Below are 19,844 nucleotides of genomic sequence, written 5' to 3' on the forward strand. Positions count from 1 at the left end.
CGTGCCGTCAAGGCGCTTGCTGCCGCCAACTGCCCTGTGGGTAACCGGTTGCACCTGCCCCATCCCGTTGCCACATTGCAGGTATTGTGACCTCGCGTGCATCAGACAGCAGGGTTCGCGCGGTCCTGGGGCCGACGAATACCGGCAAGACCCACCTCGCGATCGAGCGGATGTGCGGCCATTCAAGCGGCGCCATCGGCTTCCCGCTGCGGCTGCTGGCGCGCGAGGTTTACGACAAGGTGCGTGCGATCAAGGGCGATGCCCAGGTGGCGCTGATTACCGGCGAGGAGCGGATCGAACCACCCGGCGCCCGCTATCTGCTGTGCACGGCAGAGGCGATGCCGCGCTCCGCCGGAGAGCGGGCCTTCGTGGCGCTGGACGAGGTGCAGATCGCCGCCGACCGCGAGCGCGGGCATATCTTTACCGATCGGCTGCTCCACGCCCGCGGGCGCGAGGAGACGATGCTGCTGGGTTCCGCCACGGTGGAGCCGTTGGTCAAAGCTCTGGTACCGGGCGTGGAGGTGGCAGGCCGCCCGCGCTTCTCCACGCTGACCCACGCCGGTTCCGCCAAGCTTAGTCGCCTGCCGCCGCGCAGCGCCGTGGTCGCCTTCTCGGTCGAGGAGGTCTATCGCGTGGCCGAGCTGCTGCGCCGTTTCCGGGGCGGGGCGGCGGTGGTGATGGGGGCACTGAGTCCGGAGACCCGCAACCGGCAGGTGGAACTGTTCCAGTCTGGCGAGGTGGACTACATCGTTGCCACCGATGCCATTGGCATGGGCCTCAACCTCGATGTCACCCATGTGGCCTTTGCCTCGTTGAGCAAGTTCGACGGGATCAAGCAGCGACGGCTGTGGCCGGCGGAAATGGCGCAGATCGCCGGCCGGGCAGGGCGGCACCACCAGGATGGCACCTTCGGCGTTCTTTCGGGTGGTCGGGCGCAGGATTTGTCCTTCACCGAGGAGGAGATCTACGCCATCGAGCAGCACCGGTTTGCTCCGCTGACCAGGCTGTTCTGGCGCGAGGCGGAGCCGCGGTTCACGTCTGTCGAAACGCTGATCGACGATCTGGAGCGCAAGCCCAATTCCCCCCACCTTGCGGCTGCCCCGGAGGCCATCGACCTCGCCGTGCTGAAGCGGCTGGCCGAGGATCCCGCGATCCGCGCCGATGCCCGCACCCCCGGCCAGGTCCGCCGCCTGTGGGAGGTCTGCCAGCTACCCGACTTCCGCCAGCAGGGCGCCGAGATGCACGCCCGCTTCGTCGCCCGCTTGTGGAGCGACCTGAAGGCAGGGCATCTGGGGGCCGATTTCGTGGCCGCGCGCATTGCTGATCTGGGCGAGGTGCGTGGCGATATCGACACACTCCAGGGGCGTCTGGCCGCAATTCGCAGCTGGGCCTATATCTGCCAGCGCCCCGATTGGGTATTGGCGCGCGACGAGATGGCCGCCCGTGCCCGCGCGGTGGAAGCGAAGCTGTCGGACGCGCTGCACCAGCGGCTGACCGAACGCTTCGTCAACCGGCGCACGGCGGTGCTGATGAAGGCCCAGGGGAAGGATGCCGGTTTGTTGCGCGTGACTTTGGAAGATGATGGCCGGGTGCTGGTCGAAGGCCAGGAAATCGGCCACCTGGAGGGCTTCCGCTTCGTGGTCGATGCCACGGCGGGGCACGAGGACCGCAAGCTGATGCTGGCGGCGGCAGAGAAACACCTGCCCACGCTGCTTGCCGCCCGCGCCGATGCGCTGGTGACGCGGGAGCTTGGCGATCTGTCGCTGGCTCCCGGCGCGATCATGCGTGGCGACCAGACCGTTGCGCGGCTGGAGCCCACCAAATCGCCCACCCGCTTCCGCGTGGTGCTGGAACGGGCGCTGGGTGCGCTTGACCATGCAGGCCGCCAGCGCCTGACCGAGGCGCTGGAGCACTGGCTGGAAGGCCAGCTTGCCCCGCTGGCCCCCCTGCGCGCGCTGGAAGACGGTGCGCTTGACCCGGATGCCGGCACCGAAGTGCGTGCCCTGCTGCTGACACTGATCGACCATCACGGCGCGGTGCGGCGCGAGGATGCGCGGCTGGCCCAGATCCCCAAGGAGAAGCGCCCGCTGCTGCGCCGCCTCGGCGTCACCATCGGCGCGCTGGACCTGTTCGTGCCCGCGCTGCTCAAGCCCGCTCCGCGCGAACTGCTGCACCGGCTGGGGATCGACAAGCGCCCGCTCCATCCCGGAATGCAGGCGGTGATCGAGGGTGGCCGCCAGGTGCCCGCCGGCTATCGCCGTGCTGGCAAGCAGGCGATCCGCCTGGACCTGGCCGAAAAGCTGTTCCGCGCCGCGCATGACCAGCGCACCAAAGCGGGTGGCAGGCAGTTTGCACTGGATGCGGCGCTTGCCACCTCGATGGGGCTGGCGGCCGACAATTTCGCGCCCTTGCTGCGCGAGGCCGGGTTCCGCCCGCTGGAACAGCGTGCCCTGGCCGAGGGTGCTTTCGGCCCGCCCGCACCGCTGCGCTGGACCTGGCGCCCGCCCCGGACAGACGCGCGCACCGATACCCGGGCCGACTCCGCTCCCCGTCCGGAACGCCGCGACCAGCGCCAGCCGCGCGGCGCTGACGGGCAGGAAGTCAAGGGCAAGCCCAGGCGCAGGAAGTCGCAGGGCCAGAAGCCCCGCGACGAGAAGCCACGGCAGGATCGGCCCCGGCAGGACAAACCGGTGCGCGAGACCGCTACTCCCGCCAACAACGCCTTCGCCAGCCTGGCGGGGCTGTTCAACTAGGGGCCTCTTGCGCGCCGACCTGCTGCTGTTCCGCCTGCGCCTGGCCAAGAGCCGGGCCCTGGCGCAGGCGCGGATTGCCGAAGGGCACATGCGCCTGAACGGCCAGCGGCTGCTGGCGCGCGACAGGGCTGTGGCCGTGGGCGACGTGCTGACCCTGCCGCTGGGGCCTTCGGTGCAGGTGGTCCAGATCGTCAGCCTGCCGGAACGGCGTGGACCGCCGGCTGAAGCGCGTAGCTGCTATCGGGTGCTTGACGCTGGCGGATCATTCGCCATAGCAGAATCGTAAACGGGGCAGCGGCCAGCAAAGGGCCGCCACGGATCGAAGGAATACGCTCACATGACCTATGTCGTCACCGACGCCTGCATCAAGTGCAAGTACACCGACTGCGTCGAGGTCTGCCCGGTCGATTGCTTCTATGAAGGCGAGAACATGCTCGTCATCAACCCGTCGGAATGCATCGACTGCGGCGTGTGCGAGCCGGAATGCCCGGCCGAGGCGATCCTGCCCGATACCGAGAGCGGCACCGAGAAGTGGCTGGAGCTGAATGCCCAGTACTCGGCCGAATGGCCCAACATCACCGAGAAGAAGGACCCGCCGGCCGATGCCGACGAGTTCAAGGGCAAGAGCGGCAAGTTCGACGCCTATTTCTCGCCGGAGCCCGGCGAAGGGGACTGATTTTTCCCCACATTCACGGTCCTGATTGTCCTCCCTGCCCGCGAATCGGGCAGGGGTGGAAATTTTGTTGCGACTCTGCTATATAATCCGTCACCACTCGGCAGCTTTCGCGCTTCCGGGCATAAAGGAAGGCAGGTTTCCCCCCTCTCAGCGATGTCTAGCAGGCAAGTGATGGCCGCCGATGGGTCGCGCGGTCCGGGCTTTTCCTGTCGCTGAAGCGGAGATCTGACCGGCAGAGAAAGGACAATACATGGCATCCAGTGCCCCCGCCTTCGATGTTGGCGATTATGTTGTTTATCCCAAGCATGGTGTTGGCCGCGTGGTCGAATTGCAGAGCGAGGAAATCGCCGGCATGCAGCTCGAACTCTATGTCCTGCGGTTCGAGAAGGAACGCATGACGCTGCGCGTTCCGGTCAACAAGGTGGAAGCCATCGGCATGCGCAAGCTGTCCAGCGACAAGACGCTGAAGGAAGCGATGGACACGCTGAAGGGCAAGCCCAAGGTGAAGCGCACCATGTGGAGCCGCCGCGCCCAGGAATACGAAGCCAAGATCAACTCGGGTGACCTGGTCTCGATTGCCGAAGTGACGCGCGACCTGTTCCGCCCGGAAGACCAGCCGGAACAGTCCTATTCCGAACGGCAGATCTTCGAAGCGGCCTCCAGCCGCCTCGCCCGCGAACTGGCGGCGATGGAAAAGACCGACGAGCCCGCGGCACTGCAGAAGATCCTTGGCGTGCTCAAGGAGCATGCCCCGCAGTATTACGAGACGGCTGAAGACGCCTGATCTGAAGCCTGCCGCAAGCCAAAGGGGCCGCTCCGGATAATGCCGGGGCGGCCCATTTGCTATGCGGCGAGGGGCGGACTCCGCTCGACGGAGGCATTTGCGCGCCGCCGTCCGATCCTGTATTGCCGCGTTAATACACAGATACAGGAGTCGTGTGATGACTGGCAGGCATGGAGCCGGTGGCTTCGACAGGATGTTCCGCGCGATTGGTCCGTTCGTGGCGATGGCAGCCATGGGCGGGGCAATGGCGGCGGCGCGCAAAAGCGGAAAGTTCGAATTCGACTGGGATGACGAGAAGGGCGGAGCCAAGGGTTTCGGGCCCGCCGGTTTCGGCACGGCTGGCGGCGTGCCGTTTGCGGAGTTCGACATGGACGGCGATGTGCCGACCGGTCTGGTCCTTGCCGGGGCCGATACCCTGGTGGTGCGCGAGGGCGAGGAGTTCGCCGTGGCCGTCCAGGGCGACGACGAAGCCAAGGATACCCTGCGCTTCCGCCTGAAGGACGATGTACTCCAGATCGCCAGCCGCAACACCGGCAACGGCGGCGAAGGCGTGGCCACGATCACGGTCACCATGCCCGCACCCGCCAAGGTGACCATTGCCGGGGCGGGGCGGATCGAACTGGAAAAGCTGGCCGAATTTGCCGAAGTGATCATCGCCGGGGCCGGACGGATAGAGGTGCAGGAAGTGGCCCTGACCGAACTCGACGTGTCGATCGCCGGATCTGGCCGGTTCAAGGCCAGCGGCCGCGTGGCGCAGCTCAACCTCAATGTGGCCGGCAGCGGCCGGGCCAAGCTGGGCGCGGTGATGGTGGAGGAAGCCTGCGTAACCATCGCCGGATCGGGCCGTGCGGTCTTTGCCAGCGATGGCGAGGTCAGCGCCCGGCTGATGGGATCGGGCACGGTCACCGTGCGCGGCTCGGCCCGGTGCGAGGTCAAGGGCATGGGGACCGGACGCCTGGTCTGCGAACGGCGCGAAGACAGCGGGGACGATGTGGTCGACTGATCCGGCAGGACCGGACCGGCGTTCATTGCACGCAAAGGCGCTTGCCGCCATGATGGACTGGTTCCGTTGCCCGCAAGAGGCCTGCCATGTCCTTCCGCCCGATTCTCTGCGCCCTCGCCCTCCCGCTGGTTCTGGGCGGCTGCGTCAGCACCGTGGCCGATGTGGTCACCGCTCCGGTCCGCGTGGTCAGCGGTGCGGTGGACCTGGCCACTACCAGCCAGTCCGAGGCTGACGAGAAACGCGGCCGCGAACTGCGCGAGCGCGAGGAGCGGCTGGGCCGGCTGGAACGCCGCTATCGCGAACAGGCCGAGGATTGCGGCGAGGGTGACCGGCGGGCATGCGAACGCTCGCGCGATACCCGCCGCGAGATGGATGAACTGCTGGCTGGCAGGGATGCCGCCTATGATGACTGATTGACGCCAAGAATGGGGGACTCGACCATTGCCACGTGAACGCCCGCGCCTGAGCCCGCGCGAGATTGCCTTTGCCCTTGCCGCCGGGGCCCTGGCAGCAGGCGGTGCCGCCCTGGTCCTGGACGACCAGATCGGCCCCGACCGCGAAGAAAGGCGCGAGGAGCGTGGCGCGGAGGAGATCACTTTCAACCTGCGCGATTTCACCCAGGTTGCCGTGGCCGGCCCGCAGGACGTGGAGATCACGCTGGGCGACGGTTTTTCCGTAACCGCCTATGGCGACCCTGACGGCCTGAACCTGGTCGAAGCCGTGGTGGAGGACGGGGTGCTGATGCTGCGCCCGCGTGACGGCATTTCCTTCGGCGAATCGCTTGAGGACGTGCGCTTCGCCGTCACCCTGCCCGCCATCACCCGCGTCAGCGTGGACGGATCGGGCGACGTGACGCTCGACCGGGCGCAGGGCGACAGCTTCGAAGGCGCCATCGGTGGCAGCGGCACGCTTGTCATCGCCCAGCTCGAAGTGACCCGCGCCAGCCTGACCGTCAACGGCGCAGGTGACCTTGATGCCGAGGGCACGGCAGGCGATGTGGCGGTCACGATCAACGGCTCGGGCCAGGTCCACGCTGAAGGCCTCCGTGCGGACAGGGCCACGGTCGACATCTCCGGTTCGGGCGAGGTGGACCTGACCGCGCTGGAAACCGCCGAGGTGGCTATCATGGGCAGCGCCGAAGTTGACATCAGCGGCAGCGCCGTGTGTTCGGTGACCCAGGTGGGCAGCGGCGAAGTGCGTTGCGAAGGCGGCGGCGGCAATGTTGCCGGCCCGCCTGACTGATAACCCCTACTGACAGACCCGCGACTGGTTAGGCCGCAGCGCGGCGCAGCCGGTCGTTGATCGCGGCGCCGATACCCTCCTGCGGTACCGGAGCCACGGCAATGCGCCGGTGCGGGGCTGCGGCGGCCAGGTGCAGGCAGGCGTAGAGCCGCGCGGCGGCCTCGGCCAGGTCGCCTGCCTCGGACAGCGTGCAATCTCCGCCAACGGGACCAAAGCCGATCAGGAACTCGTCGCCTTGCGCTTCGCCGGCATTCAGCCGCACCGGCTTGCCGGGGGCATAGTGCCGCGCCATCTGCCCCGGGGCCTCGATACCGCCACCGGCCTCGACAGGCTCGCTGCCCAGCAGGGCCGCCAGCTCCGCCCGCGTTACCGGCCCTTCGCGCAGCAGGCTCCACGTGCCTTCCGGGCGCAGGGCGACGATGGTCGATTCCAGACCCTGCGTGCAGGCCCCGCCATCGAGGATGGCCGGAACCACGTCGCCCAGCGAGGCCGCCACGTGTTCGGGCGTGGTCGGGCTGACGCCGAGGCTGCGGTTGGCCGATGGCGCGGCGAGCGGAAACTCCACGCAATCCAGCAGGGCCCGCATCAGCGGGTGGGCCGGCAGGCGCAGGCCCACGGTCCCCAATCCTGCCGTCACCGCGGGCACGATGCCGCTCGCCTCATGCAGCGGCAGCACCAGGGTGAGGGGGCCTGGCCAGAACCTCCGGGCCAGCAGCTCTGCCCGATGGTCGAACACGGCCAGCTGCCGCGCCTGTTCCACCGAGCCCACGTGGACGATCAGCGGGTTGAAGGCGGGGCGGCCCTTGGCGCGGTAGATGGCGGCCACGGCCCCGGCGCTGTCGGCGCGGGCGGCCAGGCCATAGACCGTCTCGGTCGGCACGGCGACGACATGGCCGGCGCGCAGCAGGTCTGCCGCGCGAGCCAGGCCATCCTCGGTACCGGGCAGTATCGTGCTCATGCCCCCCCGCTATCGCGCGCCTGCCTGCCTGCCAAGCGGGGAGTCGGCAAGGACCTAGGGGAAAGCGCTGAATGCAGTTCGCCGCGCAGGGGACTCGGCTGGTCGCCATTAAGCCGGAATTTACTTTATGCGGGCACATCCACAGGCCAGACAACCCCTGGGTTAAGGGGTCGCGCCATACCGGGATCGGACGCAGGGTTCTGCGGGCGCGAGGCCGAAGATGGGAATGCGCTTGTTCAAGGATCCGGCATACCGGCAGGATGATGGTGCAGGCGGGGACTTTCCGCCGGCGCAACTCTCCGTGGCCCACGTGATCGGCGCGGCCGAGGGAATCACGGTCCACCGGCAGGCGCGCGTGGCCAGCTTTGCCGACCGCTATCACGAATGGCGCGAGCATGCCTCGCTGTGGCTTTCCGGGCTGGACCTGGCACCCGACCTGGCCGTGGACATCGGCTCGAAGCGCTGGTTGCGCGGGGCGGCCACGCTGATCGGCCTCACCACCATGACGCTGCTGGCCTGGCCCGGCTTCTCCCCCGTCGAAGCCGCCCCGGCGATGGCGATCGACGATGGCGTGCGCGACGAGATGCGCAGCCAGATGATCATGCCGCTGGCCCTTGGGGCGGACAGCGGTCGCAAGATGGGCTCCACCGCCGTGGTCACGCCGCTGGCCAGCGCGCCGGAGCGGCCGCGGCTGGACGTGGTCGCCACGCTGACCCAGGGCGACAGCTTCGATCGCATGCTGCGCCGTGCCGGGGTGAGCGAGGCCGAGGCCGGGCAGGTCGCCCGCATGGTCGCCGCCGCCGTGCCGCTGGACCAGATCGCGTCCGGCACACAGGTCGATATCACACTGGGCCGCCGCCTTGCCGCCGGCCAGCCGCGCCCGCTCGATGCCCTGGCCTTCCGCGCCCGCTTCGACCTGGAGCTGGGGGTAGAACGGCGCAACGGTTCGCTGGCGCTCGATCCGCGCCCGATCCGGGTGGATGCCACGCCGCTGCGCATCAAGGCCCAGGTGGGCGACAGCCTCTACCGCTCGGCCCGCGCCGCCGGGGCCCCGGCCCGCTCGGTGCAGCAGTTCCTGCGCGTGATCAGCAACGAGCTGGACGTGGAGCGCGACATTGCCCCGGGCGACGAGATCGACCTGATCGTGGATTACAAGCGTGCCGCCACCGGCGAGGTGGAGGCGGGCGAGCTGCTCTATGCCGCCATCATCCGCAATGGCCAGCCGAAGAAGCGATTGATGCGCTGGGGCCGCGAGGGGCGGTATTACGAAGCATCGGGCGTGGGCGAGCAGCGCGAAGGCCTGTTGCAGCCGGTGCCGGGCGCGGTTTCCTCGCGCTATGGCATGCGCCGCCATCCGATTCTGGGCTATACCCGGCTGCACGCCGGCCTCGATTTCCGCGCCTCCTATGGCACGCCGATCTATGCCGTTACCGACGGCACGGTCAGCTTTGCCGGGCGGCACGGCGGCCACGGCAACTATGTGCGCCTGAACCACGAAGGCGGGCTGGGCACCGGCTATGCCCACATGAGCCGCATCGCGGTGAGCAGTGGCCAGCGCGTGCGGCGCGGGCAGATCATCGGCTATGTCGGTTCCACCGGCCTCTCCACCGGCCCGCACCTGCATTACGAGATGTATCGCGGCGGGCGCACGGTCGATCCCTCGTCGGTCCGCTTCGTCACCCGCGCGCAACTGACCGGGCGCGAGCTGACCGAGTTCCGCGCGCGGCTTGACCTGTTGCAGCGCGTGGCCCCCGGCGCGGCACTTGCTCCCCTGGCGCCCGATCCTGCCCAGCAGGACGAGCCGGTGCGCGAGATCGACCGGCTGGACCAGCGCCGCCAGACCACCTGACGCGGCGCTTCTCCCCGATTGCCCTGCTGCCCCATTTGCGGCAGACGCTGGGGCCATGACCGCAAGCTATCCCAACACCCGCCTGCGCCGCACCCGCGCCACCGCGTGGAGTCGCGCCATGCATCGCGAGACCGTGCTGACCCCGGCCAACCTGATCTGGCCGCTGTTCGTCACCGGGGGCAAGGGGGTGGAGGAGCCCGTGGCCAGCCTGCCCGGGGTATCGCGCTGGTCGGTGGACCTGATCGCCGCCCGCGCGAAGGAGGCGGTGGCGCTGGGCATCCCGTGCCTGGCGCTGTTTCCCAATACACCGCTGGGGCACCGCAGCGATGACGGGGCTGAGGCGCTCAACCCCGACAACCTGATGTGCCGGTCCATCAGGGCCATCAGAGATGCCTGCGGGTCCGATATCGGCGTGCTGACCGACGTGGCGCTCGATCCCTATACCGCGCACGGGCAGGACGGGCTGGTGGACGATGCCGGCTACGTGCTGAACGACGAGACCGTGGCCGTGCTGGTGGACCAGGCGGTGAACCAGGCCGATGCCGGGGCCGACATCATCGCGCCCTCCGACATGATGGACGGCCGCGTCCGCGCGATCCGCATGGCGCTGGAGATGAACGGCCACACCAACGTGCAGATCATGGCCTATGCCGCGAAGTACGCGAGCGCCTTCTACGGCCCCTTCCGCGATGCCGTGGGCAGCGGCGGCCTGCTGAAGGGCGACAAGAAGAGCTACCAGATGGACCCGGCCAATACCGAGGAGGCCCTGCGCGAGGTGGCCTTCGACATTGCCGAAGGGGCCGACAGCGTGATGGTGAAGCCGGGCCTGCCCTATCTGGACATCGTGGCACGCGTGAAGGCGCGGTTCGAGGTGCCGGTCTTCGCCTACCAGGTGAGCGGCGAATACGCGATGATCGAGGCGGCTGTGGCGGCGGGTGCGGGGGAGCGCGATGCGCTGGTGCTGGAAACGCTGCTGGCCTTCCGCCGCGCCGGGTGCAGCGGGGTGCTGACCTACCACGCCGCCCACGCCGCGCGCCTGCTCAATGGCTGAGACATTGCCCGCTTTCCGGCAGGAAACCGCGCGGCTGGTGCTGCGCGACTGGCGCGACGATGATTGGGAGCCGTTCTGGCAAGCCACCAATACCCCTGCCGTGATGCGCTGGCTGGGCGGTGTCTGCGATCCCGCCAAGCGCCAAGCAACGCAGGACCGGCTGCTCGCCTACAACCGTGACCACGGGCACACCTTCTGGGTCGTGGAAGGCAAGGCGGATGGTGCGCTGCTGGGGTTCTGCGGGCTCAAGCGCTCGAATCAGCCGGGTGGACCGCAAGGCCTGATGGAGGTGGGTTGGCGCCTGCGTGAAGACGCCTGGGGACAGGGCTACGCCCGCGAGGCTGCCGCTGCTTCGCTGGACCTCGCCTTTGATCGCTTCGCTGCTGACGAGGTGATTGCCCTGACGGTACAAGGCAATGCGCCAAGCTGGGGCCTGATGCTGCGGCTGGGCATGGCGCGGCGGGCCGACCTGGATTTTGCCAGTACCGACTTCGGTCCGGAGGGTGGCCTGATCATCGTCTATGGCATCGATCGCGCCGCCTGGGAGGCGGAGCGTGGCTGACACGCTTTTCACCACGCCAAGGCTGACGCTGCGCAAGTGGCGCGAGGGGGACCTGGCGCTGTGGCTGGAGCATCTCAACACCCCCGCCGTGCGCCGCTACATCTGCGGGGTGCAGAGCGAACGGAAGGTGGCCGAGACGTTCGGACAGATGCGCCGCGGGTGGGACGAGGACGGCTTTTCCTTCCTGGCCGTGGAGCGGCTGGCCGATGGCGCTTTCGTGGGCACCTGCGGCATCAACCGCGTGTATGACGAACCCGCCCCCGAACCGCTCGCCAGCGGGCTGCAGATCGGCTGGCAGATCCGCGCCGACATGTGGGGCCAGGGCTATGCCACCGAGGCCGCGCGCGCTTTCCTGCCCCATGCCTTCGGACCACTGGGGCTGGATACCCTGTGGGCGCAGACCAGCGAACGCAACACCGGTTCCTGGGCAGTGATGAAGAAGCTGGGCATGACCCGGCGGGCGGAGCTCGACTACAGCGATCCCGCCTATCCGCCGGAGGACAACCCGGCGATGGTCTGGGGCCTGAGCAGAGAGGATTACCTGCGCGATGCATGACCCCCGCTTTCCCGGTGCCACGATCCTGCCGTTTGGCGGCAAGACCCCGCGCATCCACGTCAGCGCCTTCATCGCACCGGGCGCGCGGCTGATCGGGGATGTGGAAGTGGGGCCGGATGCCAGCGTCTGGTACAACTGCGTGCTGCGCGGCGACATCAACCGCATCGTCGTGGGCGCGCGCAGCAACGTGCAGGATGGCACGGTGATCCATGTGGAAGGCCCACGCCCGGAAAACTCGGTGCCCACCGATGGCCTGCCGACCCTGATCGGCGAGGATTGCCTGATCGGCCACTCCGCCATCCTCCACGGCTGCGTGCTGGAGGACCGTGCCTTCGTGGGGATGGATGCCACGGCGATGGACGGCGCGCGCGTCGGTTCCGGGGCCATGCTGGGGGCAGGCGCGCTGCTCAGCCCGGGCAAGGCGATCCCGCCGGGCGAGGTGTGGATCGGCCGCCCGGCGAAACTCCTGCGCGCCCAGGGGCCGGAGCAGGAGGCGAAGATCGCCTTCCAGTGCCAGCGCTATGTCGAGCTGGCGCGGCGGCACAAGGCGGCCATCCTTGGCACGGCCGAAGGCTGACCTCCCTGCTGCCGAGGCGATCCACGCCCTTGCCGACGGGCAGGGGCGGCTGGCCCTGCGCGTGACCCCGGGGGCGCGGATGCAGGGCATCGCCCTGTCCGATGGGCAGGTGGAGGTGAAAGTCCGCGCCAAACCGCAGGACGGGGCAGCCAACGACGCCGTACTGGCCTTGCTGGCCGAGGCGCTGGATTGCGCGCCGTCGCAGCTCCATTTGTTGCGCGGCGCAACTTCGCGCCAGAAACTGGTGCAGCTTCCCTAGCGGTCAGGCGTCTTCCAGTCGCTCGGTTCCTGCCGCCGGCGCAGCCGCAGGGCCAGGCCCAGCGCCACGCCCACGCCGATCGCCACGGTCAGGTCGGCCAGCACGGTCAGCACGGCGGTGAGCAGCAACAGCGCCCGGTCTTCCAGCGGGGCAGACATGTACTCGCGCCACTTGTGCGGCTCGGTCATGTTCCATGCGGTCAGCAGCAGCAGGGCGGCGAGCGCGGGCATGGCCATGTAGCCTGCCAGCGGGGCGGCCAGCAGCATGATAAGGAGGATGAACAGCGCGTGCAGCACGCCCGCCACCGGCGTCTTGCCGCCTGCGCGGACATTGGTGGCAGTGCGGGCGATGGCGCCGGTGGCGGGCAGGCCGCCGAACAGCGCGCTGCCGATATTGGCCCAGCCTTGCGCGGCTACCTCGGCATTGGGCCGGTGGCTGCCGCCGATCATCCTGTCGGCCACCATCGCGGACAGCAGCGATTCGATGGCGGCCAGGAAGGCGATCACCAGGGCGGAGGGGAACAGCTCGCGCAGGCGCTCCAGCGTCACTTCGGGCAGGGCGGGCATGGGCAGGCTGCGCGGCAGTTCGCCATAGCGGCTGGCGATGGTGTCAACCGGCAGGTTCGCCAGCAGCACGGCAGCGGAGACCACGCCCACCGCCACCACCAGCCCGGGAAAGCGCGGCGCCAGCCGCCGCAGCGCCACGATCAGCACCAGCGCGCCCAGGCCGGCGCCGACTGCCGTGGGGTTGATGTCGCCGCGTGCGTCCCACAGCGCCGCCACCTTGGGCACGAAGTCTGCCGGCAGGGCCGGGCCGCCGATGCCAAGGAAATCCTTCAACTGGCTGGCCCCGATGATCACGCCGATGCCGATGGTGAAGCCGTTGACCACGGGTTCGGGCACATGGGCCACCAGGCTGCCCAGCCGCAACCATCCGGCCAGCACCAGAATCACCCCCGCCATCAGGGTCGCCAGCACCAGCCCGTCGAACCCATGGGTAGCGATCACGCCATAGACCACCACGATGAAGGCCCCGGTCGGCCCGCCGATCTGCACCCGGCTGCCGCCCAGCAGCGATATGATCAGGCCGCCGATGATGGCGGTCACCAGCCCGGTGGCGGGGTCTGCCCCGCTGGCGATGGCAATGGCGATGGAGAGGGGAATGGCCACCAGTGCCACGGTCAACCCGGCCAAGGCATCGCCCAGCGCCTGGCGGGCGTCATAACCCTTCAGCGTGGTGAGGATCTTGGGCTGCATGGCGGAAGGGCTAGGCCTCGCCGGCCTCAGCCGTCAAGGTCGGTAGCTGCCATGCCGCCCGCCATCATGCGGAAGCGCTCGTTCATCAGCAGGGCCACCGGATGGTCGGCCATGCCGCAATCGGCAAAGGCGCGTTCCATCGCCTGTACCCACTGGCGCGCGGTTCCGGGTGTGATGGCGAGGCCGCCATGCATCGACATCATGCACTTGCCGGGGTTGGCATCGAACCAGTCACGCGGGCCGCCGGCCCAGCCGCCGAGGAACCCGGCCAGCGCGGCGCGCATCGGGCCAAGCTCATCGGCATGCATGGCGCGCAGCTCGGCATAGGCCGGGTCCTGCTCCATGAGGTCGTAGAACCGGTCTACGATCCGGCGGATGCCATCCGCCCCGCCGATCTGGTCGTAGGGGCTGAGAAGCTCGGGTGCAGAAGTGTCCATGCCTTGTCCCTAAGGGCGGGACCGGCAAGCGCCTTGATCTGGCGCAAGTCAGTCCTTGATCAGGGCCTTCAGCGTCTCGATCCGGTCTGCCTCGTGCACCGGCTTGTCCCAGCGCACGCGGTGGATGCGGGGGAAGCGCATGGCCAGGCCGCTCTTGTGGCGCTTGCTGGTGTGGACCGAATCGAAGGCCACCTCGAACACCAGGCTGCGGTCGGTCTCGCGCACCGGGCCGAAGCGGTTGGTGGTGTGCTGGCGCACGTGGCGGTCGATCCGCTTCAGCTCCTCGTCGGTAAAGCCGGAATAGGCCTTGCCCACCGGCAGCAGTTCCGCGCCCGCATCGGGATCGCCATCCCAGCAGCCGAAGGTGTAGTCGGAATAGAAGCTCGATCGTTTGCCGCTGCCGCGCTGGGCATACATCAGCACGCAATCCACCAGCAGCGGATCGCGCTTCCACTTGTACCACAGGCCCACGCGGCGGCCGGCGATGTAGGGCGAATCGCGCCGCTTCAGCATCAGCCCCTCGATCGCCTCGTCGCGCGCGCCTTCGCGGATGGTTGCCAAGGCATCGAAGGTGTCGGCCTCCAGCACCTGGCTGATGTCGAAATGGCTGGCGGGCAGGCGGGCCATCAGCGCCTCAAGCCGCAGGCGGCGCTCGGTCCACCGCATTTCCCGCAGGTCCGTGCCGTCCAGCATCAGTACGTCGTAGAGGCGCACGAAGGCGGGATAGTCGGCCAGCATGGCCTTGCTGACCGTCTTGCGCCCCAGCCGCTGCTGCAAGGCGTTGAAGCTGGCCGCGCCGCCCTCTTCACCCCCTTGATGCGAGCCGCGCACCAGCAGCTCGCCATCGACCACGCAGGGCACCTGCAAGGCGGCAATCATCTCCGGGAAGGTGGCCGAGATATCATCCCCGCTGCGCGAATAGGCCCGCGTCTCGCCGCCCACGTGGGCCAGTTGCACGCGGATCCCGTCCCACTTCCACTCGGCGGCATAGTCAGTGAGGTCCACCACCGTCTCTTCCAGCGGGTGGGCCAGCATGAAGGGGCGAAACAGCGGCATAGAGGCGGTATCGGGCGGCTCCTGCCCGTGCGCGGCCCAGGCGAACAGCTCGGCATAGGGCGGGGCGAGGGCGTGCCAGTATTCCTCCACTTGCTCCACGCTGACATCGAAGGCCTGGGCAAAGGCTGTCTTGGCCAGGCGGGCCGATACGCCCGCGCGCATCGCGCCGGTGGCCAGCTTGATCAGCGCATAGCGGCCCGAGGAATCGAGCCGGTCAAACATGGCCGCCAGTTCCCCCGGCGCGCTGGCGCGGGTCATCGCGGCCAGTTGCGCCACGGCCTCGGCAACCGTGGGTGGCGGCGTGACGTCAGCGGGCACCGGCGGCTCGGGCCAAAGCAGGCTGGCGGTCTCCGCCGTATCGCCCACGAAATCGCGGCTGAGCGTCCATAGCACCGGGTCCACCCGTTCCTGCATCAGGCCCCGCACCGTGCTGGCTTTGACCGCCGGAAAATCCAGTCCGTCGGTCAGCGCGGCCAGCGCCCAGCCGCGATCGGGATCGGGAGTTTCACGCAGGTAGTCGGCCAGTAGCCGCAGCTTGGCATTGCGACTGGTGGTGTAGACCAGGGCATCGAGCAGGGCGGCGAAGCGTTCCACTTAGTCGTCCTCATCCTCATACCCTACCAGCGCCAGGGCGCGGGCCTTGCGCTGGTTGAGCTGGTGCCAGCGCAGCAGGGCTTCCTCGCGGCCGTGGGTGATCCACGTTTCCGCCGGGTTCACCTCCTGCACGGTGGCCGTCAGCTCGTCCCAGTCGGCATGGTCGGAGATCACCAGCGGTAGTTCCACGCCCCGCTGGCGGGCGCGCTGGCGCACGCGCATCCAGCCGCTGGCCATGGCGGTGACGGGATCGGGCAGGCGGCGGCTCCACCGGTCGCCCAGCGCGCCTGGCGGGCACACCACCACCTGGCCGCGCAGCTCGTCCTTCTTCGCGTCGGCTACCAGCCGCAGGTCACCCAGGTCCACGCCCCAGCCCTGGTACAGGCGGCACATCCGCTCCATCGCGCCGTGCAGCCAGATGGGGTCGTGGTAGCCCATGTCGCGCAGTTCCGCGATCACCCGCTGCGCCTTGCCCAGGGCATAGGCCCCTACCAGCACGCAGCGGTCCGGCTCGGCGGCCAGGCGCTGGTGGATCTTCGCCAGTTCGCCGGTGATCGGGGGGTGCCTGAACAGCGGCAGGCCGAAGGTCGCCTCGGTGATGAACACATCGCACGGGGTCACTTCGAAGGCCACGCAGGTGGGATCGTGCCGCCGTTTGTAATCACCGGTGATGACCACCCGCTCGCCGGCGTGTTCCAGCAGGATCTGCGCGCTGCCCAGCACGTGACCGGCAGGGATGAAGGTGGCCTCCACCCCGCCCGCCAGCCGGATCGTCTCGCCATAGGCCACCGGTTGGGTGCCTTCGCGGGTGTTGTAGCGCAGGTCCATGATGGCCAGCGTCTCGGGGGTGGCGATGGTCTGCCCGTGGCCGCCGCGGGCGTGGTCGGCATGGCCGTGGGTCACCAGCGCGCGCGGCACGGGGCGCGCGGGATCAATCCACGCATCGGCGGGGACGATGTGAATCCCGTGCGGTTCGGGCCTGATCCAGGAAAAGGCGGCAGCCATCGCTAGCCTAAATGGCCCGGGCTACCCGGGAGTTCCAGCCCGTCTCGCGGGCGGTATCCTGCGGTCAGTCCCTGCCAGGAATGCTCCGCTTCCTGGCGCGCGCAATCGCCAGAGCTTCCTCGGCCATTTCGTCCATCGCCTGCTCCAGCGCGCCTGCGCGATTGCCGATAGCGGCTTCATCGCGCGTGCCCAATTTGCGAAGAACGGGGCGCGCATAGCGCTTCTTCAGATCGACCATTGTTTTCCTGTCCTTATGGGCAGGGCATGGGGTTCCGATCACAAGCGATCAAGTACAGCCCCCAAGCTGCAATCCGCCGGAACCCGCCCGGCACCCGAATGCCCCGGCAGTGCCGATGTTCCCGATAATTGACAAGTCAATACAGACATTTCGCCGTATCCCTCCCCCGCCCTGCCGCATAGTTTGACAGGGCGGGGGGCAGATCTGGACGCTCAGTCCTCCTGCGCCTCGTCGGGCGAGGGCTGCGGCTGGGGCGCGCCTTTCGCCTTCTTCGGTTTCTGCGCCCGGGGCGCGGCGGGGGTGAGTTCGAAGGCCAGCTTGTCGTCCTTCACGCTCACGTGAACCTCGCCGCCTCCAGCCAGCTTGCCGAACAGCAGCTCCTCGGCCAGCGGCTGCTTGACCTTCTCCTGGATCAGGCGGGCCATCGGGCGGGCACCCATCAGCTTGTCATAGCCGCGCTTGGCCAGCCATTCGCGGGCATCGCTATCGAACTGGATGTGCACGTTCTGGTCGGCCAGTTGCAGTTCCAGCTGCAGCACGAACTTGTCGACCACGCGGCTTACCGTATCGGTGCCGAGATAGCCGAAGGGCACCACGGCATCCAGCCGGTTGCGGAATTCGGGGGTGAACATCTTCTTCACCGCTTCTTCCTGTGCCTCGTGCTTCACGCCCGCGCCAAAGCCGATGCCCTGCTTGGCGGCATCCGATGCACCCGCGTTGGTGGTCATGATCAGCACCACGTTGCGGAAGTCCACCGTCTTGCCGTGATGGTCGGTCAGGCGGCCATTATCCATCACCTGGAGCAGGATGTTGAACAGGTCCGGGTGGGCCTTCTCGATCTCGTCCAGCAGCAGCACGCAATGCGGGTGCTGGTCGATGGCATCGGTCAGCAGGCCGCCCTGGTCATAGCCCACATAGCCCGGAGGCGCGCCGATCAGGCGGGAGACGGAGTGCCGCTCCATGTATTCCGACATGTCGAAGCGCTTGAGCTCGATGCCCATGATCTCGGCCAGCTGGCGGGCCACTTCGGTCTTGCCGACGCCGGTGGGGCCGGAGAACAGGAAGCTGCCGATCGGCTTGTCCGCATCGCGCAGGCCCGCCCGGCTCAGCTTCATCGCGGTGCTGAGCTTCTCGATCGCCTCATCCTGGCCGAAGACCACGCGCTTCAGGTCCCGCTCAAGGCTGGCGAGGGCCGCCTTGTCGTCCTTGCTGACAGACTTGGGCGGAATGCGCGCCATGGTGGCGATTACCGCCTCGATATCGCGCGCGGTAATGGTCTTGCGGCGGCGGCTGGGGGGCACCAGCATCTGCATCGCGCCCACTTCGTCGATCACATCGATCGCCTTGTCAGGCAGCTTGCGGTCGTTGATGTAGCGGGCCGACAGCTCCACCGCGGTCTTGATCGCCTCGGGCGTGTACTTGACCTTGTGGTGCTCCTCGAAGGCAGTCCGCAGGCCCTTGAGGATCTTGATCGTATCTTCCACCGTGGGCTCGTTCACGTCGATCTTCTGGAACCGGCGCAGCAGGGCGCGGTCCTTCTCGAAGTGGTTGCGGAACTCCTTGTAGGTGGTGGAGCCGATGCAGCGGATCGCCCCGTTGGACAGGGCCGGCTTCAGCAGGTTCGATGCATCCATCGCCCCGCCGCTGGTGGCCCCGGCGCCGATCACGGTGTGGATCTCGTCGATGAACAGGACCGCCTCGGGCATCTTTTCCAGTTCGTTGACCACCTGCTTCAGGCGTTCCTCGAAATCGCCGCGATAGCGGGTGCCGGCCAGCAGCGCGCCCATGTCGAGCGAGTAGATCACCGCGTCGGCCAGCACTTCGGGCACGTCGCCCTCCACGATCTTGCGCGCCAGGCCTTCGGCGATGGCGGTCTTGCCCACGCCGGGATCGCCCACGTAGAGCGGGTTGTTCTTCGACCGGCGGCAGAGGATCTGGATCGTGCGGTCCACTTCCGGCCCGCGGCCGATCAGCGGATCGACCTTCCCGTCCAGCGCCTTCTGGTTGAGGTTGACGCAGAACTGGTCGAGCGCGGAATCCTTCTTGTTCTTCTCCGGCTTTTCCTCGGCCTTGGCCTCCGGTTCCTCGGTGCCGGTGGGCGTGCGGTTTTCGATCTGGCGGCCGCCCTTGCCGATTCCGTGGCTGATATAGCTGACCGCATCCAGCCGGCTCATGTCCTGCTGCTGCAGGAAGTAGACGGCATAGGAATCGCGTTCGGAGAACAGCGCCACCAGCACGTTGGCGCCGGTAACGGTATCGCGCCCGCTGCTCTGCACGTGCAGGATGGCGCGCTGGATCACCCGCTGGAACCCGGCGGTGGGCTGGGGATCGGAATTGTCCTCGGTCTTCAGGCTCTGGTATTCCTGGTCCAGGTACTGGCGCACCACGGTGGCCAGTTCGGACAGGTCCACCCCGCACGAAGTCATCACCTCGGCGGCATCCTCGTCGTCGATCAGCGCCAGCAGCAGGTGTTCCAGCGTGGCATATTCGTGCGCCCGGTCGGTGGCGTGCTGCAGCGCGTTGTGAAGGGTCTTTTCCAGGTTCTGGGCAAAACTGGGCATGTGTCCTGCGTCCGTTCAATAGGGGTGGTAAACCCCGGGGGGTGCCAATGTGCGAACAGCGCCATCGGCCACGGGCTTTGCCCTTGAAGCAGGATGGATATCCGGACTGGTTGCAACAGATATAGGGCGCCGCGGCGCTATTGCGAGGGTGGCAAAAGGCTTGCCCCCCGCCATCAGTCGCCCTGCCCCGTTGGCGGTCTTTTGCTGAACAGCGATTCGGCCAGCTTGCGGTGATCGGCCGCCCTGGCGTGGTGCGCCTTCACCCGGGCAATCTCGGCTTCCAGCAGGGCAATACGCTCCAGCAGCTCGGCCTGCGAGTAGCTGTCGAGCACCTCCTTGCCCAGCAAGGATGCCGCATCGCTGCGGGGGCGGGGAAGATCGTCTTCCATTGCAGTGCAGCATTGCGCTGCCGCCGCTTGCTGTCAAT

The 19,844-nt window shown here is 68.1% G+C and carries 21 protein-coding genes; 13 read left to right on the forward strand and 8 right to left on the reverse strand.

Annotated elements, in window-relative coordinates; all coding sequences use genetic code 11:
- Nucleotides 1-86: 86 nt before the first annotated feature.
- The 7 genes from GRI99_RS02660 to GRI99_RS02690 all read left to right on the forward strand — a co-directional run bounded on the left by GRI99_RS02660 (nt 87) and on the right by GRI99_RS02690 (nt 6,458).
- A complete protein-coding gene (locus tag GRI99_RS02660) occupies nt 87-2,753 on the forward strand; it encodes a helicase-related protein (protein ID WP_439098417.1) in 2,667 nt (888 codons plus the stop codon).
- Nucleotides 2,754-2,760: 7 nt separating this feature from the next.
- Nucleotides 2,761-3,039 carry a S4 domain-containing protein gene (locus GRI99_RS02665; protein ID WP_160770441.1) on the forward strand — a complete coding sequence of 93 codons (279 nt, stop codon included), beginning with the start codon at nt 2,761-2,763 and terminating at the stop codon, nt 3,037-3,039.
- 51 nt (nt 3,040-3,090) lie between these two features.
- A complete protein-coding gene (gene fdxA, locus GRI99_RS02670) occupies nt 3,091-3,429 on the forward strand; it encodes a ferredoxin FdxA (RefSeq protein ID WP_160770442.1) in 339 nt (112 codons plus the stop codon).
- Between the two features lie 250 nt (nt 3,430-3,679).
- The gene (locus GRI99_RS02675; protein WP_160770443.1) at nt 3,680-4,213 is read left to right on the forward strand and encodes a CarD family transcriptional regulator; all 534 of its coding nucleotides are present in this window, start codon (nt 3,680-3,682) and stop codon (nt 4,211-4,213) included.
- A 157-nt stretch (nt 4,214-4,370) separates the two neighbouring features.
- Nucleotides 4,371-5,216, forward strand: coding sequence for a head GIN domain-containing protein (locus GRI99_RS02680; RefSeq protein WP_160770444.1), 846 nt, complete (start codon nt 4,371-4,373; stop codon nt 5,214-5,216).
- 86 nt (nt 5,217-5,302) lie between these two features.
- On the forward strand, nt 5,303-5,629 hold the full coding sequence (locus tag GRI99_RS02685; protein WP_160770445.1) for a hypothetical protein: 327 nt from the start codon (nt 5,303-5,305) through the stop codon (nt 5,627-5,629).
- Nucleotides 5,630-5,657: 28 nt separating this feature from the next.
- Nucleotides 5,658-6,458 (forward strand): head GIN domain-containing protein, encoded by an 801-nt coding sequence (locus GRI99_RS02690; RefSeq protein ID WP_160770446.1) that lies wholly within the window; start codon nt 5,658-5,660, stop codon nt 6,456-6,458.
- 28 nt (nt 6,459-6,486) lie between these two features.
- On the opposite strand, the gene GRI99_RS02695 is transcribed toward GRI99_RS02690, so the two are convergent.
- Complete coding sequence (locus GRI99_RS02695) at nt 6,487-7,416, reverse strand: L-threonylcarbamoyladenylate synthase (RefSeq protein ID WP_160770447.1); 930 nt, start codon at nt 7,414-7,416, stop codon at nt 6,487-6,489.
- A 226-nt stretch (nt 7,417-7,642) separates the two neighbouring features.
- Between GRI99_RS02695 and GRI99_RS02700 the strand changes: the two genes are divergently transcribed.
- The 6 genes from GRI99_RS02700 to GRI99_RS02725 are packed head-to-tail and all read left to right on the forward strand — an operon-like array spanning nt 7,643 to nt 12,270.
- The gene (locus tag GRI99_RS02700; RefSeq protein ID WP_160770448.1) at nt 7,643-9,265 is read left to right on the forward strand and encodes a M23 family metallopeptidase; all 1,623 of its coding nucleotides are present in this window, start codon (nt 7,643-7,645) and stop codon (nt 9,263-9,265) included.
- A 55-nt stretch (nt 9,266-9,320) separates the two neighbouring features.
- Nucleotides 9,321-10,316, forward strand: a complete 996-nt coding sequence (gene hemB / locus GRI99_RS02705; protein ID WP_160770449.1) for a porphobilinogen synthase — start codon at nt 9,321-9,323, stop codon at nt 10,314-10,316.
- Entirely contained in the window at nt 10,309-10,878 is a 570-nt protein-coding gene (locus tag GRI99_RS02710; protein WP_160770450.1) for a GNAT family N-acetyltransferase, read from the forward strand. Before hemB ends, GRI99_RS02710 begins: the two co-directional genes overlap by 8 nt.
- The gene (locus GRI99_RS02715; protein ID WP_160770451.1) at nt 10,871-11,434 is read left to right on the forward strand and encodes a GNAT family N-acetyltransferase; all 564 of its coding nucleotides are present in this window, start codon (nt 10,871-10,873) and stop codon (nt 11,432-11,434) included. The genes GRI99_RS02710 and GRI99_RS02715 overlap by 8 nt, the downstream gene beginning before the upstream one ends.
- The gene (locus tag GRI99_RS02720) at nt 11,427-12,011 is read left to right on the forward strand and encodes a gamma carbonic anhydrase family protein (RefSeq protein ID WP_160770452.1); all 585 of its coding nucleotides are present in this window, start codon (nt 11,427-11,429) and stop codon (nt 12,009-12,011) included. The genes GRI99_RS02715 and GRI99_RS02720 overlap by 8 nt, the downstream gene beginning before the upstream one ends.
- Nucleotides 11,992-12,270: a DUF167 domain-containing protein gene (locus tag GRI99_RS02725; RefSeq protein WP_160770453.1), complete on the forward strand. Its 279-nt coding sequence runs from the start codon at nt 11,992-11,994 to the stop codon at nt 12,268-12,270. The genes GRI99_RS02720 and GRI99_RS02725 overlap by 20 nt, the downstream gene beginning before the upstream one ends.
- Here the strand turns inward: GRI99_RS02725 and GRI99_RS02730 are convergent.
- The 7 genes from GRI99_RS02730 to GRI99_RS02760 all read right to left on the reverse strand — a co-directional run bounded on the left by GRI99_RS02730 (nt 12,267) and on the right by GRI99_RS02760 (nt 19,806).
- Complete coding sequence (locus tag GRI99_RS02730) at nt 12,267-13,526, reverse strand: SulP family inorganic anion transporter (protein WP_160770454.1); 1,260 nt, start codon at nt 13,524-13,526, stop codon at nt 12,267-12,269. The genes GRI99_RS02725 and GRI99_RS02730 overlap by 4 nt on opposite strands.
- A 26-nt stretch (nt 13,527-13,552) precedes the next feature.
- The gene (locus GRI99_RS02735) at nt 13,553-13,963 is read right to left on the reverse strand and encodes a group II truncated hemoglobin (protein WP_160770455.1); all 411 of its coding nucleotides are present in this window, start codon (nt 13,961-13,963) and stop codon (nt 13,553-13,555) included.
- Between the two features lie 48 nt (nt 13,964-14,011).
- Nucleotides 14,012-15,613: a cisplatin damage response ATP-dependent DNA ligase gene (locus GRI99_RS02740; protein WP_160770456.1), complete on the reverse strand. Its 1,602-nt coding sequence runs from the start codon at nt 15,611-15,613 to the stop codon at nt 14,012-14,014.
- On the reverse strand, nt 15,614-16,618 hold the full coding sequence (locus GRI99_RS02745; RefSeq protein WP_160770457.1) for a ligase-associated DNA damage response exonuclease: 1,005 nt from the start codon (nt 16,616-16,618) through the stop codon (nt 15,614-15,616).
- Nucleotides 16,619-16,682: 64 nt separating this feature from the next.
- A complete protein-coding gene (locus GRI99_RS02750; protein ID WP_160770458.1) occupies nt 16,683-16,856 on the reverse strand; it encodes a hypothetical protein in 174 nt (57 codons plus the stop codon).
- Nucleotides 16,857-17,068: 212 nt separating this feature from the next.
- The gene (gene clpA, locus GRI99_RS02755; protein ID WP_160770459.1) at nt 17,069-19,417 is read right to left on the reverse strand and encodes an ATP-dependent Clp protease ATP-binding subunit ClpA; all 2,349 of its coding nucleotides are present in this window, start codon (nt 19,415-19,417) and stop codon (nt 17,069-17,071) included.
- Nucleotides 19,418-19,590: 173 nt separating this feature from the next.
- Nucleotides 19,591-19,806 carry a DUF1192 domain-containing protein gene (locus GRI99_RS02760; protein WP_160770460.1) on the reverse strand — a complete coding sequence of 72 codons (216 nt, stop codon included), beginning with the start codon at nt 19,804-19,806 and terminating at the stop codon, nt 19,591-19,593.
- Nucleotides 19,807-19,844 lie beyond the last annotated feature (38 nt).

Source organism: Alteraurantiacibacter buctensis (genome assembly GCF_009827655.1).
Taxonomy (GTDB): Bacteria; Pseudomonadota; Alphaproteobacteria; order Sphingomonadales; family Sphingomonadaceae; genus Alteraurantiacibacter; species Alteraurantiacibacter buctensis.